The organism is Sphingobacterium sp. CZ-UAM, assembly GCF_002000245.1.
Classification (GTDB): Bacteria; Bacteroidota; Bacteroidia; order Sphingobacteriales; family Sphingobacteriaceae; genus Sphingobacterium.
In genome coordinates this window covers 1113134-1130959 of the sequence record NZ_MTCM01000001.1, presented here as the reverse complement: position 1 = coordinate 1130959, position 17826 = coordinate 1113134, and the positions used below count along the sequence as shown (strand labels likewise).

At 47.8% G+C, this 17826-nt stretch carries 7 protein-coding genes; all 7 read left to right on the top strand.

Annotated features, from left to right (window positions below; translation table 11 throughout):
- Positions 1-3 precede the first annotated feature (3 nt).
- Positions 4-1986, top strand: a complete 1983-nt coding sequence (locus BWD42_RS04810) for an alpha-L-arabinofuranosidase C-terminal domain-containing protein (RefSeq protein ID WP_254846176.1) — start codon at positions 4-6, stop codon at positions 1984-1986.
- A gap of 130 nt (positions 1987-2116) precedes the next feature.
- Positions 2117-4090 carry a glycoside hydrolase family 97 protein gene (locus BWD42_RS04805; RefSeq protein WP_217699994.1) on the top strand — a complete coding sequence of 658 codons (1974 nt, stop codon included), beginning with the start codon at positions 2117-2119 and terminating at the stop codon, positions 4088-4090.
- Positions 4091-4128: 38 nt separating this feature from the next.
- Positions 4129-8148: a two-component regulator propeller domain-containing protein gene (locus tag BWD42_RS04800; RefSeq protein WP_077433660.1), complete on the top strand. Its 4020-nt coding sequence runs from the start codon at positions 4129-4131 to the stop codon at positions 8146-8148.
- 313 nt (positions 8149-8461) lie between these two features.
- A complete protein-coding gene (locus tag BWD42_RS04795) occupies positions 8462-11551 on the top strand; it encodes a SusC/RagA family TonB-linked outer membrane protein (protein WP_077433658.1) in 3090 nt (1029 codons plus the stop codon).
- Between the two features lie 15 nt (positions 11552-11566).
- The gene (locus tag BWD42_RS04790) at positions 11567-13282 is read left to right on the top strand and encodes a RagB/SusD family nutrient uptake outer membrane protein (RefSeq protein ID WP_077433657.1); all 1716 of its coding nucleotides are present in this window, start codon (positions 11567-11569) and stop codon (positions 13280-13282) included.
- A 102-nt stretch (positions 13283-13384) separates the two neighbouring features.
- Positions 13385-15286 carry a family 43 glycosylhydrolase gene (locus tag BWD42_RS04785; RefSeq protein WP_077433655.1) on the top strand — a complete coding sequence of 634 codons (1902 nt, stop codon included), beginning with the start codon at positions 13385-13387 and terminating at the stop codon, positions 15284-15286.
- A gap of 33 nt (positions 15287-15319) precedes the next feature.
- Positions 15320-17821, top strand: a complete 2502-nt coding sequence (locus tag BWD42_RS04780) for a sugar-binding domain-containing protein (protein WP_077433653.1) — start codon at positions 15320-15322, stop codon at positions 17819-17821.
- Positions 17822-17826: the final 5 nt, after the last annotated feature.

Sequence of the window (17826 nt, the reverse complement as noted above, 5' to 3'; positions counted from 1 at the left end):
GCGATGGAGCAATCTGGATGGATGAAAAAAAAGTTGGCGATGTTGCTGCTGGCAACGGGACTGGCAGCTTCGGCAGCGGCACAGCTGCCGGTTGAATTGACTGTACAGCTGGATAAACCCAAAGGGAAGATATCACCGCATATGTGGGGCGTGTTTTTTGAAGATATCAACCTGGGAGCGGACGGTGGGATCTATGCCGAACTGGTCAAAAATAGATCCTTTGAATTTGACAACCCCTGGATGGGCTGGAAAAAACTGGAACATACCTCGGGCGAGGGGGCTTACCTCTTGCTCAATGATGCGCAGCGCAAAGGCAATAAACGCTATGTGCGGTTAACGAATAGCGTGGACAGTAAGCTGGGTTTACAGAATGAGGGCTTTCGGGGCATGGGCATCAAAGCGGATGCGACCTATGAATTTAGCCTGCAGCATCGAAGTAATGCGCCGGGCATCCAGGTCCATGTGGCCTTGCTGGACGAAGGGGAGCGCGTGATCGCTGAAGCAGAAAAAGCCTTGCCGGCCACAGCTACCTGGACAGAGACTTCACTGCGCTTACAGGCTAGGGCCACGACGGGCAAGGCAAAGCTAAAGGTATGGTTTACAGGCGGCGGGATACTGGATGTAGACATGTTATCGCTATTTCCACTGGATACCTGGAAAGGAAGGCCGAAAGGACTGCGTAAAGATATGGTGCAGATGCTGGCAGATATGAAGCCTGGTTTTATCCGCTTCCCGGGTGGCTGTATTGTCGAAGGCCGGGATCTGGCCAACAGGTTTCAATGGAAAAAAACTGTAGGCCCGATCGACGAACGCGAACTGATCATCAACCGCTGGAACACGGAATTTAGCCACCGCCTGACGCCGGATTATTTCCAGACATTCGGACTGGGATTTTATGAGTATTTCTTATTGGCGGAAGATATTGGCGCGGCGCCGGTTCCGATTCTCAATTGTGGCATGGCCTGCCAGTTCAACAGTGGGGAACTGGTGCCGATGGATCAGCTGGATGATTATGTGCAGGATGCCTTGGACCTGATTGAATTTGCGAATGGACCGGTAAGCACCAGATGGGGTAAACTACGTGCGGATATGGGGCATCCAGCGCCCTTCAATCTCAAGATGATCGGTGTGGGCAACGAAAACTGGGGCCCGCAATATATTGAACGTTTGGCGGTATTCAAAAAAGCTTTGGCTGAAAAACATCCCGAAATCGCCATTATCGCCAGTTCGGGAACGGATCCCGAAGGGGAGCGTTTTGAGTTTCTGGACGAGAGGCTGCGGGCGATGCATATGGACATCATCGACGAACATTACTACCGGCCGCCATCCTGGTTCCTGTCCAGCGCCAGCCGCTACGACAATTATGATCGCAAAGGGCCAAAGATTTTTGCGGGTGAATACGCTTCGCATACCACAAGGCCTAATGGTCCCGGAAAAAGCACCTGGGAGGCAGCGCTTTCTGAAGCAGCATTTATGACTGGCCTCGAACGCAACGGTGATGTTGTTGAGATGGCATCTTATGCGCCCTTATTCGGACATGTCGATGGTTGGCAATGGTCGCCGGATTTGATCTGGGTGGACAATCTTCAGGTTTATGGAACACCGAGCTATCAGGTGCAGAAATTATATTCCACCCACAAAGGCTCGGATATTATTCCGGTCAATAGGGCGGGACAGCCCGTTGCCGGCAGGGATAGTTTGTATGCCTCTGCAGTGTACGACCAAAATACGAAGGAACTGCTGATCAAAATCGTCAATTGCAACAGCAAGCCGATGCCGATGCGTTTCGCCATCGCGACCGACAGGAAATTTGCGCCTGTTGCCCAGAAAATCACGCTGGCGGGCAAAGACCTGAATGTCAGCAACAGCATCGAAGAACCATTGAATATACAGCCAAAGCAAACGGATATCCTGTTTAAGGGCAAGACACTGACAGACAGCCTGGCGCCATATTCTTTCACCCTGATTAAACTGCAAACCAAATAATGGTTAGCTTATAAAGCTATGGAAAACATCTTTATCAGCATCGATCCCTGGAATATCGTGCCGATGGCACCATAAAACGGATTAATATGACAAGTGAAGGCCCTTTTAATGAAATGGATGAATGATACCTATGAAACATAAGATGTATTTATTGACCCTAAAAAAACGGATCGCCCTGGGCGCGTTCTTCATGCTGCTGTTTTCAGGCTTGCGTGCGCAGGAACTCCGTGTAGCCGGACCGGACGGGAAACTGGTGGTAAACTTATCCTTAGACAAGGGCAGGCTTTATTATCGCGTGAACCTGGCTGGACAGGAAATGTTAGAACTGTCGCCTTTGGGCTTGCGGGGCGACAAGGTAGATCTTGCCCGTAATCTGCATTTGGTTGCCTCGGACAGCCTGACAATCGACCAAAAATATGAGGAACCTAAAATCAAACGCCGGCTGGTACATTATCAGGCAAATGAACTGCAGTGTACCTTGGAGAATGACTTAAAACAGCAGCTTGTGGTGATCTTTAGGGTCAGCAATAATGACATTGCTTTTCGCTATGCTATTCCGCAGGTCGGCGAACCGGCAAATTTTCGGGTCGAGGAGGAAATGAGTGGCTTTAAATTTCCGGCCTCAACCAGCACTTTTCTAACTCCGCAGGCTACAGCTATGATCGGCTGGAAGAAAACAAAACCCAGTTATGAAGAAGGCTATGTACCGGATCAGGCGATGGGCGTAGCTTCGCAATACGGTGTGGGGTACACTTTTCCGGCGCTGTTTCATGTCGGCACCCGGGGCTGGGTGCTGCTTTCGGAAACGGGAGTGAATGGAAGCTACTGCGGGGCTAAGCTCAGCGAGGGCACAAAGTCGGGTTTCTACCAAATTGCATTTCCTGAAAAAGGCGAAAACAACGGCATGGGCGATGCAGCTCCAACGCTGGCGCTACCGGGCTTTACGCCATGGCGCACGATCACGGTGGGCAGTACGCTAAAACCGATTGTGGAAACCACCGTTCCCTTCGATCTGGTCGAACCGCAATACGCCGCAAGTAAGCCCTATACCTTTGGCCGCGCTACCTGGAGCTGGCTGGAATGGCAGGATGCCAGTATCAATTTCGAAGATCAACAGAAATTTATTGACCTATCTGCTGCCTTAGGTTACGAATTTGTCCTGGTGGACAACTGGTGGGACAAGCAGATCGGGCACCGTAAAATCGAGGAGCTCGTGGCCTATGGCCGCGAGAAAGGGGTGGGGCTCTGCCTTTGGTATAACTCCAACGGCTACTGGAATGACGCACCACAGACGCCTAAAAACCGGATGAATACGGCCATCGCCCGTAAAAAGGAAATGGCCTGGATGCAGTCCATTGGAATCAAAGGCATCAAAGTGGATTTTTTTGGCGGTGACAAACAACAAACATTGCAGCTGTACGAAGATATTCTTGCGGATGCAAATGCCTATGGACTGACTGTGATCTTCCATGGATGTACCTTGCCCCGTGGCTGGGAACGCATGTATCCCAACTTCGTGGGAAGTGAAGCGGTATTGGCCTCCGAGAACCTGATTTTTACACAGGAGGCCAACAATAACGAAGCCTTCAATGCCACATTGCATCCCTTTATACGGAATGCTGTCGGCGCCATGGATTTTGGTCCTGTGCTGCTCAACAAACGGCATAACCGTGAAAACAATGGGGGTACGGTCCGCAAGACAACGGAAACATTTCAGCTGGCAACGGCGGTATTGTTCCAGACTCCCGTACAGAATTTTGGGATCACACCTAACAATCTACTGGAGATGCCCGCGCATGTCATCGACTTCATGAAGCAGGTTCCAACCGTTTGGGATGAAACCTTGTTTGTGGATGGTTATCCCGGGAAATATGTGGTGCTGGCGCGACGCAAAAAAGAGCAGTGGTATATCGCGGCAGTGAATGCTGAAGGGACGGAGAAAACAATTGAGGTGACGCTGCCCATGCTTTCTCAGAACCTTGTGCATTGCATCAGCGACAATAAGTCGCGCAGGTCGGAGCAGAAAACGATCCGCCTAAGCCGCGAGAAAACTGTCAGACTAACCTTACAACCGGGTGCTGGAGTTGTATTGTACGGAAAATAGTTTTTTATTTCTCTTTTTTTGCTTTTTTTTGTCGTCCCATGAAGAAATTGTTGCTAGTTCTCATCTTAATAGGGCAATGCCTCACCGTAGCTGGACAGGTGGACCGGGCTCGTTTTTTTTCGCTGCCCGAAGGTCTGACAAACCAGCAGGTGCTGGATATTGTACATGACGACGAGGGCTTCATGTGGGTTGCGACAGAACTTGGATTAAACCGCTTTGCAGGCAAGTCGTTTAAGCCTTATTATGCTTCTAAAAAGAAAGATGGGCACACCGTCAATAGCAACGAGATCAATACGCTGCTGCATGACGATAAAAAGCTGTATATCGGCACACGCGCGGATGGCCTGAATGTCCTTGATTTAAAGACAAATAAATTCAGCTATTATGTACATGATCCGGCTGATCCAAAATCCATTGCAACAAATGATATTACGGATATGATCCGTGCCCGTGATGGTCGCCTATGGCTGGCGACTTACCATCAGGGGATCCAGCATTTCGATCCGGTCACAAAAGAATTTCAGCACTTCAATAAAAGCAATTTACCGGGTTTTCCGGAAAACAGTATATGGTCCTTGGCCGAAGACCGGAAAGGAATGCTCTATGTGGGCCATGTCAAAGAAGGATTGACGATCCTGGATCCGGTACGTCGATCTTTAAAACAGCTGACTTACCAAAATTCCAGAGCTGAATTGCCTGATAACGAGGTTAAAGTTTTGTTTTGTGATCCCTATGGGAATATCTGGATCGGCACCCGGAAAGGGCTTGCCGTCTACCATAGCGCAAGTGGTCACTTAAAGCATATCTCTTTGGCTAGCTCGTCTAAAAATGGAAGTGAACCCTTTATTTATGCCATTAAAGAAATTGGGGGGAAACTATGGATAGGCGCAGAATCATCCCAGCTTTTTGTTATACAACCGGGTTATGGATATGACAAAAGGGTCGAAGGAGTCCGGCAAATACAGCTCCTAGACCTGGGAAAGGGAAATAATGCCATGGTTCAGCATATCACACCGGACAAATTTGGGAATGTCTGGCTCGCATTATATGGCGGTGGTGTGGGGGTGATCAGCCATATCAAACCTTTTTTTAATGTTTTCCCAACAGGAGCTGTATTGCCGGATCAGCTGGCAACCGTGAGTAATATTATCGTTCGGAATACCGACGCCGTCTGGCTGACGACCGAAGGCTCCGGAATCGTAGAAATGGGAACGAATGGCAGATTACGCAAATGGATAACGCAAAAGAACGGTAGCCCTGATGATTTTATATTGTCTTCATTCAAGGATCATAACCAGCATGTCTGGTTAGGTTTACGAAAAGGTGGTGTTGCAGTCTGCTATGCAGGATCCACCACTTGGCATACGATAGACCTGGGTGAACCCGTATCGGAGGTTCGCGCGATCTATGAAGATCGTCGTGGTGCCATCTGGATTGCTGCATACCAAGGCCTGTTTATCTATGACCCGCACAATCGTAGCGTACAGAAATTACTGATCAACGATCCGATGCTGGGGGACTATGCGCCTCGAGCGCTTGTCGAGGATGGGCAGGATAATATCTGGGTGGGAACCTACGGGCAGGGGCTCTACGTGTATAATGTTAACCGACAGCTGATCCGGAAAATGGATAGCGGCAATGGATTGCGCAATAATACCGTCAATCATTTGCTACGCGATAAAAATAAGAATATCTGGATTGCGACCAATCAGGGAATAGCTTTGCAGGAAGCGCAACGCAGAATTGGGGAATTAACAGTGTTAATGCCTCCGGGAGATGACGCCTGGCTGTTTGTCAATGGCCTTTCGGAAGATCAAAATGGGCATATCTGGTGTTCAACCAAGTCGGGAATGCTACGCTTTTTACCGAAAGAAAAACGCTTTTTGCAATACGATCAGTCGTTCGGCCTGCCTCTGGGCGGTTTTATAAACGGAAGTGTAGGGCGGGATCTGGCAGGACAGCTCTATTTTGGAATGCAGGACGGCATATGTTATTTTGACCCGAATGAAATCCCCTCAAAACTGCCCAAATCTCCGATCCGGTTAAGCCGCTTTATTGTATTCCGTTCCGGTGAATCGAATGCTCAGGAAGACAAATACCTTACATCATCCGATGAGATCAGGCTTGATCACAACGAGAATAGCTTTCGTATCGAGCTTGCGGTCATGGATTATGCGCTGGATGGTTTGGTCGAGTTTGGATACCGGCTTCAGGGACTGAATAACGACTGGATTTTTCTGGGCAACGAAACGAACCTTGATTTTCGCAATGTTCCCTATGGCGATCATGAACTGTTGATTCGCACACGCATGAAAAATGGGGAATGGTCCCAGTCTTATCAACGTTTACTGATTAAGATCAAACCGCCTTTTTATCTGAGCCTACCCGCGAAAATCACTTATTTTCTGATCTTTTTGCTGGTCATTTATACCCTTATTTTCTTTTACATCAAAAGAATAAAGGCCGAGTCCGAACTGCGGCTCAAAGAACGCCAGCACCTGCAGGATGAACAGTTGCATAGCGAGCGCATGAATTTCTATACGCACATCACGCATGAACTGCGCACGCCTTTAACACTCATATTGGGGCCGCTCGACGATTTGTCCCACGATGAGCAATTATCTCCCAGAAACAAAGGGTTGGTTCATACGGTTCAGAAAAGTGCCAATCGGCTTTTTACATTGGTCAACCAGCTTCTGGAGTTCAGGAAGGTCGAATCGCAGTTTAAACCGCTTGTACTTGAAGCGGGGACCTTGAGTGACATGCTTAGCGATATCGTGGATAAGTATCGGACCCTAAATAACAAACCAGATGTTGAGATATGCGCGGATTTGCCCGAAACGGATTATCGTACCTTATTTGATGCTGAGATTATACAGTTGATTGTAGATAATTTGTTTTCCAACGCCTATAAATATACGGATTCGGGGCATATTAGGCTGAGCCTCACCTACGAACAATCAAATTTAAGCCATTGGGCGGTATTATCCATTGAAGACACGGGGCGCGGCATCCCTGCGGATCAAATGGATCGGATTTTCGATAAGTTCTATCAGGTTCCGGGCCGGGGAATCCAAGGAACGGGCATAGGCCTGGCCCTGGTCAAAGAATTGACGGCTATCCATCAGGGTAAGATCGAGATGAAAAGCCTGGAAGGGGCGGGAACGACGGTATCGGTCCGCTTTTTAGCAAACAAAGTCGACGTCGATAGCCCGAACATAGTGGAATCGATCGCGGAATCTGATGATATCGCGATGGAGGTCAGCCGTCCATTGATCCTGTTGGTGGAAGATGATCCGGATTTACGTGGCTATCTGGGTGATACCTTATCCGCAAATTACGAAGTTTTGCTGGCCGAAAATGGAGTGGTTGGATTGGAAATTGCGCAAAATAGAATCCCCGATCTGCTGATAAGCGATATTATGATGCCCGATATGGATGGTTTTCTGCTGGCCGAAAAATTAAAGGCGGAACGTTCAACAAGCCATATCCCATTAATCCTGTTGACGGCGAAGGATACGGACCTGGACAGGCAGCGGGGTTATGAGCTGGGAGTCGATTCGTACCTCACAAAACCGATCGGCGCAGCCCTATTGCTCAAACGTATTGATAACCTGTTGCGCAAACAGAAAGCCATGAATAAGGCTGTTCTACAGCAAATCAACTTGGACCAACCAACGGATTCTGTAGAAAACCGGCAAGCCGAAAAAGATGAGTTGTGGCGTGAAAATGCATTTGTTCAGGATTTTATGGCAATCGTCGAACAGCATATGCAGGATGAGGTATTGGATGCTGCTACCCTGGCAGAAAAGATGAATATGAGCCAATCCACCTTATATCGCAAACTAAAAGGGATCACCGGAAAGAACATCAATCAGCTTGTGCGTAAAATACGGATACACAAAGCCGCCGAGCTGTTGCGTTCGGGAACATACAACGTGACCGAAGTTTCTTTTATGGTCGGAATCAATAGCGCTATTTACTTTCGGCAATGCTTTAAGGAAGAGTTTGGACAGCTTCCTTCGGAATATCAAAAGTCCGGAGCGAAGGGATGTTAATCACGGGCTAATATCCTGTAGGACCTCCACAGTATAAGCGCCCCAGATCCGGGCTACCGGATGGGGGCATGAGCCGAAAAACACGGTGATTTTTGCTGAAAAGCCATTTTTTGACCGAAAACTATATGGTATTTGACGGATTTGTATACGGTCTGGAGCTTTAAAATCCCCTAAGTTTGACCATATAATCAATTATAAATCTCGCAGGAAGTAGCAATGCATCTGATGTAACCTATGTAAACCATCGCTTATCATCTTCACTGTCTATTCTGGCCAGATTGTATTATTTACTGTTTAATTCGTATAGAAATTTATGAACAACCTAAAAATTGTTTCTTTGTATACGGTGTTGAGCGTTGCGCCAACATTGTTATACGCCCAGGGGAAAATTTCGGGACAGGTCCTGAATATGGCCAACGAGCCTATCGCAGGTGCAACTGTGATTATGGAAGGCGGGGCGAAGGGGACTTCAACAGACAAATCGGGGAAATTTGAACTGAATGCCGCAAAAGGCGTGCTCGTGGTCTCCTTCATTGGCTACAAGACCTACAGAGTCCCCTTGAACGAAACCACAAACCTGACAATCCGGCTTGAAAAAGATGACCGTGTGCTGGAAGATGTCGTGGTGGTGGGTTATGGCACGCAAAAAAAAGCGACCTTAACGGGCTCTATTTCCGAAGTGAAGGGCAAAGATATCGTGAAAAGCCCGCAGCCTAATTTATCCAATTCCCTCGCTGGACGATTTTCTGGCGTGGTAATCAACAACCGGAGCGGTGAACCCGGTTATGACGGTTCGTCGATTACGGTGCGGGGACAGGCAACGACAGGAAGTAATGACGTATTGGTTGTCGTCGATGGAGTACCCGGACAAATAGGCGGACTGGAGCGTCTGGATCCAAACGATATTGAAAGTATTTCGGTGCTGAAAGATGCTTCGGCGGCAATTTATGGAAATAGGGCAGCAAATGGGGTTATTTTAGTCACGACCAAACGTGGAAAAAGCGGTAAACCCTCGATCACCTATAGCGGAAATCTCGGCGTCAGTTCACCGACGCGATTGCCTAAAATGGCTGATGCCGCAACTTATGCCATTTTAAGAAATGAAATCGCCTATGGAAATAGTTCTTCGGGCGGAATGAACCAGATTTATTCAGCCGAACAGATTCAAAAATTCAGGGACGGATCTGATCCACTTTTATACCCCAATACCGATTGGGCAGATGCCACCCTGAAAAAAGCAGCCATACAAAGTCAGCACAATCTGTCTGTGGCTGGCGGGACCGAGGATGTGCGATATTTTATGTCTTTGGGTTCAGTCTATCAGGATGGCTTATACAAAAAGGGCGTCACCAAATACAAACAGTATAATTTCAGAACAAATCTTGAAGCCAATGTAACCGATGGCTTTAAGGTCGGACTGGCTCTTTCGGGAAGACAGGAAGACCGTAAATTCCCGATCGCATCTGCCGGCGATATTTTTCGTTCCATCTATAGAGCCTATCCTACGGTAAGCGCATATTATCCCAATGGCTTGCCGACTCGGGGCATTGAGGGATCAAATCCGGTCTTAATGGCCACAGATATCGGTGGTACTGTGGATAATCCCAAACAGGTGTTCAACGGCATACTCAAAGCAAGCTATCAGCTTCCTTGGGTACAGGGCCTATCCGTAGATGGTTTTCTTTCGGTGGACAAATCCGCAAATTTTAGCAAAAACTTCAGTGTGCCCTACGTGCTGAATGCGTATGACCCGGCAAAAAATACTTACGAAGAATCTATTGTCGGCGGAAATAACAATAAGGCCACATTGACCGAATCACATACCAATGAATCCTTGATTACAAGCAATATTAAGCTGAATTTTGAACGTAGCTTTGGCGCCCACGCGATCAATGCTTTTGTGGGCTATGAGCAAAGTAAAAGGCATTTGGAATATTTTGACGCGCAGCGTTTTAATTATCTCTCCAACCAGCTGCCTGAATTATCACAAGGTGGATCCGCTGCGACAGATTACCTTAATTCAGGTTATAGTTCCAATTATACGAGACAGAGTATCATTAGCCGGATAGCGTACAATTATAATGAAAAATACCTGTTTGAAGGACAGCTCAGGGCTGATGGTTCTTCGATTTTTCCCGCAGGCAAACGATGGGGATATTTCCCTTCCGTATCCGCCGGCTGGCGTATCAGCAAAGAAGACTGGTTTGCAGACAAGATCGGATTTTTAGATGACCTGAAACTTCGCGCCTCTTATGGTACCCTTGGTAACGATAATGTCGACGGGTTCCAATTCTACGATAACTATACCCTGGTAGGAAATGGTCTGGTCGCGCTGCTAAATGACAAAAGCCAGATACAGCCCAATGTTAAATTGGCAAAACTGGCAAATCCGGCAATTACCTGGGAGGTGTCCAAGAAGCTCGATGTAGGATTAAATGCACAATTTCTCAAGAATTTCACGATAGAGGCCATTTATTTCCAACAAAAGAGATCGGATATTCTGACGGAAAGAAATGCGTCTATTCCGGCGACTTCCGGTATTGTCAATCCATACAAAGAGAACAGCTCCAAACCGCTGGTTCCTTCGGAGAATATCGGCAAGGTGAATAGCGAAGGATTTGAAGGAACATTGTCGTATCAACAACAGGGCGATTTCAGCTGGGGAGTATCCGGTAATTTTACCTTTGCTAAAAGTAAAATTATCTTCATTGATGAGGCCAGCGGTACCTTGGATTATCAGCGTCAGACATCAAGACCGCTGGGAACCTATCTGCTGTATAACGCCATTGGGTTAAACCGGACCCAAGCAGATCTCGCTGCGGCACCACAGGCTCCCGGAGCACAGGTCGGCGATTTGATTTATCAGGACTACAACCAAGATGGCAAGATAACCGCAGATGATATGATACGGACAAAATATGGGAATATTCCCCAGATTACCTACGGCTTTAACTTGAATGCCGCTTATAAAAATATAGATGTTTCCGTTCTTTTTGCCGGACAGGCTAAAGTAAGTCAATACGTGCTTCCGGAGTCCGGAACAGTAGGAAACTTCTACAGTACCTGGGCCGACAATCGGTTCAATGAGGTCAATAATCCGAACGGAAACTATCCGAAAGTCCCTGAACGTGCCTCTTCGGCGGTGAGCGGTGGCTTGTACAATAACACTTTTTGGTTGAATAATGCTTCCTTTTTACGTTTAAAAAATGTTGAGATAGGGTATACATTGCCAAATGAGGTCTTATCGAGATTGAAACTGGGCGGACTTCGGTTTTATGTCAACGGATTCAATCTTTTGACCCTCACAAAAGTGAAGGATTATGATCCGGAAGGGAATAGCGGTAGCGGTCAATTCTATCCGCAACAACGTATTATTAATGTAGGTGCAAATTTAAAATTCTAAAGAGGAACTTAAGCAATGAAATCTATCACTAAATATATTGTGCCTTTGGGCTTAGGACTGACAGTCTTCTCCGCCTGCAACAAAAATCTATTGGATGTGACGGCGACAGACAGAATATCGACAGAAGCAATTGAGAAAGATACAGCAGTATTGGAAGCGTTTATTATCAACAGATACATCGGCGAAAAGATGATATCAAATGAAGCGGACGGGACTAATCCGGGCTTTGGACGTGGATTTGAATATGCCCTTTGGTCATCACTGTCGGATGAATCCATGTATACCAATGATGACAATACCTGGCTCATTATCCGGGGGCAGTTATCGCCTGAAAATTTAGGCGCCGCCGGATCACTTTGGGCGCGCAGCTACCGCAGTATCCGTGAATGTAACTACGCGAAAAAAGTACTGGCTACTATTCAGATGAGTGCTTCACATAAACGGCATCTGGAAGGTGAACTGCAGTTTATCAGGGCATTTCGCTATCACGACCTCATTCGCAACTTTGGCCGGGTTGTCCTGATGGGCGATACCGTGTATGGTTTGAAAGATGACTTAAGTACGGCAAGGCTTTTTGAGCGCAAGTCTATTCAGGAAGGAATGGATTATGTGATAAAAGAATTGGATGAAGCGATTGAAAAACTGCCGCTGGATAACAATGACAACAGCTGGGTTACCGGCCGGGCGACGAAGGCTGCCGCAATGGCCCTAAAATCAAGGCTGCTGCTGTATGCAGCGAGCCCACTTTATAACGCGGGTACCTGGGCTGCTGCCGCTCAGGCAGCCCAAGACTTGATTTCGCTAAACAAATATAGCCTCTACACAGGCGGGTACCAGTCCCTATTTTTGACCGACCGGAATCCGGAAACTATTTTCGCCCGTTATTATACCAAAAATGCCAATCATGTACATTTGGAAATTGCTAACGGACCGAACGGCTATGGGGGTTGGGGTGGAAATACGCCTTACCAGAATCTGGTGGATGCGTACCAGATGAAAAATGGTCTGGCCCCTTTTAATGAGGACGGAACTGTAAATACTGCTTCGGGATACGATCCCAATAACCCCTATGTAAACCGTGATCCTCGCTTTGATGCGACAATTCTACACAATGGTTCGATGTACAGGGGACGTGCGGTTGAAACATTTATACCGGGCGGACAGGATAGCAGGGAAGGAAGGGACAATTGGAACACGTCGAAAACAGGTTATTACCTGCGCAAGTTTATGAATGATGCCTATCCGCTGGAAAATCCTTGGGGAAATGCAGGATTTCAACCGTGGAATTATTTTCGGTATGCTGAGATCCTGTTAAATTTTGCGGAGGCGGCTAATGAAGCCTATGGTCCGGATATGCTACCCGCAGGTGGTCGTCTTACAGCTAGACAGGCGTTAAATTTAGTTCGCACAAGGCCTTCTGTAGAAATGCCTGAAATCCCTGTTGGAAAATCGAAAGATGAATTTAGAAAACTGTTGCGCTACGAACGCCGGATAGAGCTGGCCTTCGAGGAACACCGTTTTTATGACGTAAGGAGATGGAAAATCGCCAACATTACAGAGAATGCGCCAGCCGGCGGAATAACGGTGACAAAAGGAAGCAATGGGCTTACCTATACGCGAAAAGAGGCATTATCGGGCCGCAAGTTTGAAGAAAAACATTATTGGCTCCCGATACCGCGGGCAGATATTTTGTCTTCGAACGGACAACTGGAACAAAATCCAGGTTATTAATGTTAAACAATTAAAAAAAGACATACGCGATGTGCTGGGACCTTTCTCGGAACCAGCGCATCGTTGTCAGATCAAGCAACCTTTTACTAAATTATTTTATACATGCGATTTACGGTTATAGCATTTTTATTGATGAATTTTGCGGCATCGGCATACGCGCAGGGATATAGGCAGGGGCCTAGCGAGAAGGATTTTGCCGGCTATTTATTTGCTTATTTTAAGGGTAATGCGGTGGCCGATGAAGCGGTCTGTTTTGCCATTAGTACCGATGGCTATACCTACCGTGCGCTGAACGGTAACCGTCCGGTACTGGATTCGAAGAGCATCAGTAAAACCGGCGGTGTCCGGGATCCGCATATCCTGCGGGCCGAAGATGGAAAGACCTTCTATATGGTACTGACCGATATGACCTCCAGCAAAGGCTGGGATTCCAATCGCGGTATGGTCCTGCTAAAATCGCAGGATCTGCTGCACTGGTCGCATCAGGCCATCGATTTCCAGCAGCGGTTCACTGGGCAGGAAGATTTGAAGCGGGTATGGGCACCACAGACTATTTTTGATGCAGCAGCAGGGAAATATATGATCTATTGGTCCATGCAGCATGGGAATGGTCCGGATATCATTTATTATGCCTATGCCAATAAAGATTTTACCGATTTTGAAACCGATCCAAAAGTGCTCTTCATGCCTAAAAATGGCAAATCCTGTATTGATGGCGATATTATCGAGAAGAACGGAATCTTTTATCTTTTCTACAAAACGGAAGGGCATGGCAATGGGATCAAACTTGCGATGACGGACTCCCTGACTTCGGGAAAATGGATCGAACAGCCTGGGTATAAGCAGCAAACAAGGGATGCCGTGGAGGGATCAAGTGTTTTCAGGCGAAACCAGTCGGACCAATATATCCTAATGTATGATGTGTATGGTAGAGGAAAATACCAATTCTGTACTTCCGATGATCTCGATCGTTTTAAAGTGATCGACCAAGAGATTGATATGGATTTTCATCCCCGACACGGAACCATCATACCGCTTTCCCGAGCGGAGCTGATCCGGCTGACGGCAAAGTGGGGTAAACCCAAGGATATACCATTTGCGTTCAAAAAGAACCCCATTCTGGACGGTTATTATGCAGACCCCGACATCCTGTACGCCAACAAGACCAAACGATATTATATCTATCCCACTAGCGATGGCTTTGATGGCTGGGGTGGCTTCTATTTTAAGACTTTTTCTTCCGCCGATCTGATCCATTGGAAAGATGAGGGTGTTATCCTGGACCTTAAAAAAGAGGTTCCCTGGGGACCGCGTCATGCATGGGCGCCAACGATCACCGAGAAAAAAGTTAAAGGCGACTATACATATTACTACTATTTTACGGCGGCGCAGAAAATCGGTGTCGCCGTAGCGGATCAGCCAACGGGGCCCTTCAAGGATTCGGGTAGGCCCTTGATCGATTTCAAACCTCCCGGAGTAAGCGGCGGGCAGGAGATTGACCCCGCGGTGTTCAATGACCCCAGGTCGGGTAAAAGTTATTTGTATTGGGGCAACGGTTATCTCGCCGTTGCTGAACTAAATACCGATATGGTCTCCATCAAGAAGAATACAATAAAAGTCTTGACGCCCGACAAAACATTTCGCGAAGGGGTCTATGTGATCTTTCGCAATGGAATATACTATTTTCTGTGGTCAGAAGACGACACCCGCAGCGAGAATTACCGGGTTCGCTATGGGACATCAACCTCTCCCGATGGGCCAATCCAGATACCCGAAAATAATCTGATCTTGCAAAAAGATCCGGCAAAAGGAATCTATGGTACGGGTCATAACTCGGTCTTGCAGGTCCCCGGAACCGACGAATGGTATATTGTCTATCACCGGTTCAGTTATCCCAATGGAATCAGGATGGGGGATGCCGCAGGTTTCCATCGCGAAGTATGCATGGATCGGCTTTATTTCGACGCGAATGGCCGGATCTTACCTGTCATTCCAACGCATTAATAACAATCAGATCAACCTAAACGACTACATCACATGAATATAATAATTAAAAATATAGCGGTCCTTGCCGTATCAATTTTAACCGGGCTGAGCGCCGTTTACGCCCAGCCGGGTTTTGGTGTTGCCCAGCGTATCAATACAGACTGGCAGTTCCAGTTAGAAACTGAGGGCGCAGCACAAAACGCTACTGCACTAAACGAGCAGGCCTGGAAATCCGTCAGGCTGCCGCATGACTGGGGCGTAAAATATCCTTTGAGTCCAAACCTCGCCAGCGCAACGGGATATTTACCCGGCGGTATAGGCTGGTATCGGAAACAGCTGTCCATACCTGCTGAAGATCAGGGAAAGAAGATCTTTCTTTATTTTGAAGGTGTTTACAACCGCAGTGAGGTCTTTGTCAATGGGAAATCAGTCGGTAAGCGGCCCAACGGCTATGTATCATTTTCCTACGATATCAGCCCGTATATTGAATTCGGAAAGGAAAATACCATTGCAGTTCGGGTAGACCATAGCAAAAGCGCGGATTCGCGCTGGTACACGGGATCCGGAATCTACCGGGATGTTTGGCTCGTCAAGGCCGATCAAGTGCATCTGGATCAATGGGGAGTATATGCCTATCCGGAAATCAAGAGCGGGAAAGGCCTGCTCAATACCGAAATTACGGTAGTCAACAGTTCGTCCCAGCCTAGCGCAGTTACCGTGCAACAGGAGCTCATCGATGCCGAAGGTAGGCTTGTTGAGAAAAAATCCGGGCAGCTTACGATCGCTGCATCCGATAAAGCACGCCTAAACCTGAAATTGACAGCATCAAATCCAAAATTATGGAACTTAACGCAGCCGATACAGTACAGCTTGCGGACGACAGTATGGCAAAAAGGTAAGCAGATCGATCAGTCCGAAGTAAAGACCGGCTTTAGGACCTTTACCTTTGATCCGGATAAAGGCTTTGCCTTAAACAACCAATGGATGAAAGTGAAAGGCGTCTGCTTGCATCACGATGCCGGTGTACTCGGTGCCGAGGTGTATCCTGAGCTGTGGCGGCGGCGCCTGCTCACGCTGAAATCGCTTGGTGTTAATGCCGTGCGTACCAGCCATAATCCACAGGCGACCTCACTTTATAATTTATGTGATGAACTGGGGCTATTGGTCATGAATGAAGCATTTGACGAATGGGAATTTCCGAAGCGCAAGTGGTTACAGGGCTGGAACGTCGGCACACCGGGTTTTGAAGGCGCTTACGATTTTTTTGAAGAATGGGGGGAACGGGATTTGGCCGACATGGTCCAAAGGGACCGGAACCACCTGTCGATATTTGCCTGGAGCATAGGCAATGAAGTGGATTACCCCAATGATCCCTATTCCCATCCGATCTTGGATGGCGAAAAAAAGGAAGGTGGCTTTACGCAGGCCTCTTATGGCGGTTATAAGAAAGATGCACCGGATGCCATGCGTCTGGGGGATATTGCCAAACGCCTCGTTGCTGTGGTAAAAAAATACGATCGCAGCCGGGCGGTAACAGCCGGCCTGGCGGGTGTAGCGATGTCTAATGAAACGGCTTACCCCGGAGCACTTGATATTGCGGGATACAATTATACCGAAAGCCGGTATAAGGAAGATCACCAGCGTTACCCGAAGCGTGTCATTTATGGCAGTGAAAATCGGCATGATCTTCCGGCCTGGCTGGCTGTACGCGACAACGCGCATATATTTGGACAGTTCCTGTGGACAGGGATCGACTATCTGGGCGAATCGGGCCGTTGGCCTTCGCGTGGTTTTTATTCGGGCTTACTTGATTTTGCTGGCTTTATCAAACCCAGGGGATATTTTCGCCAGTCTTTGTGGGCAGAGAAGCCCATGGCTTATTTGGGCACTTATCCACTGGCCGGGGCAACCGGTACGACGGATCTGTGGTCCGCTTCAGAAGCTCAGCAGCAGCAACGAAAGAATGAAAGCCCCTCGATGGACGCCTGGCCGATCTGGAATTATCAGGATGGCCAGCAGATCCGCGTGGTTTGCTATACCAATAGTGCCGCAGCCCGGTTAACACTGAATGGACAGACCGTAGGCGAAGAGAAAAAATACGATGCGAAAACAGGCATCATCTTTTGGGATATCCCTTACGCCACAGGTAGGCTGGAAGTGATCGGGCTGGACAGCAATGGAAAAGAACTTGTCCGCCATGCGATCCAATCCAGCCAACGGCCAGCATCCATCCAGGCGACGCTTGTGGGGGATCCATCGATTCAAGCAGGTGGACTCTTGCAGCTCATGCTGCAGCTTGTCGATGAAAAGGGCATTCCCGTGGTTCTTTCGGAAGATGAAATCACCTGCGAAATTGCCGGGAATGCGCGTTTATTGGGTATGGAGGCCGGAAATAATGCGGATATGGGCGACTATACGGACAATAAACAGCGGGTCCATCAAGGCAAAATGATCGTGTATGTACAATCAACGGGTAAAGCGGGTGACCAGATTACCATTCGGCTGACATCACCCTGGCTAAAAACGGCCACGGTATCCTATAGCGTTAAATAACGCGC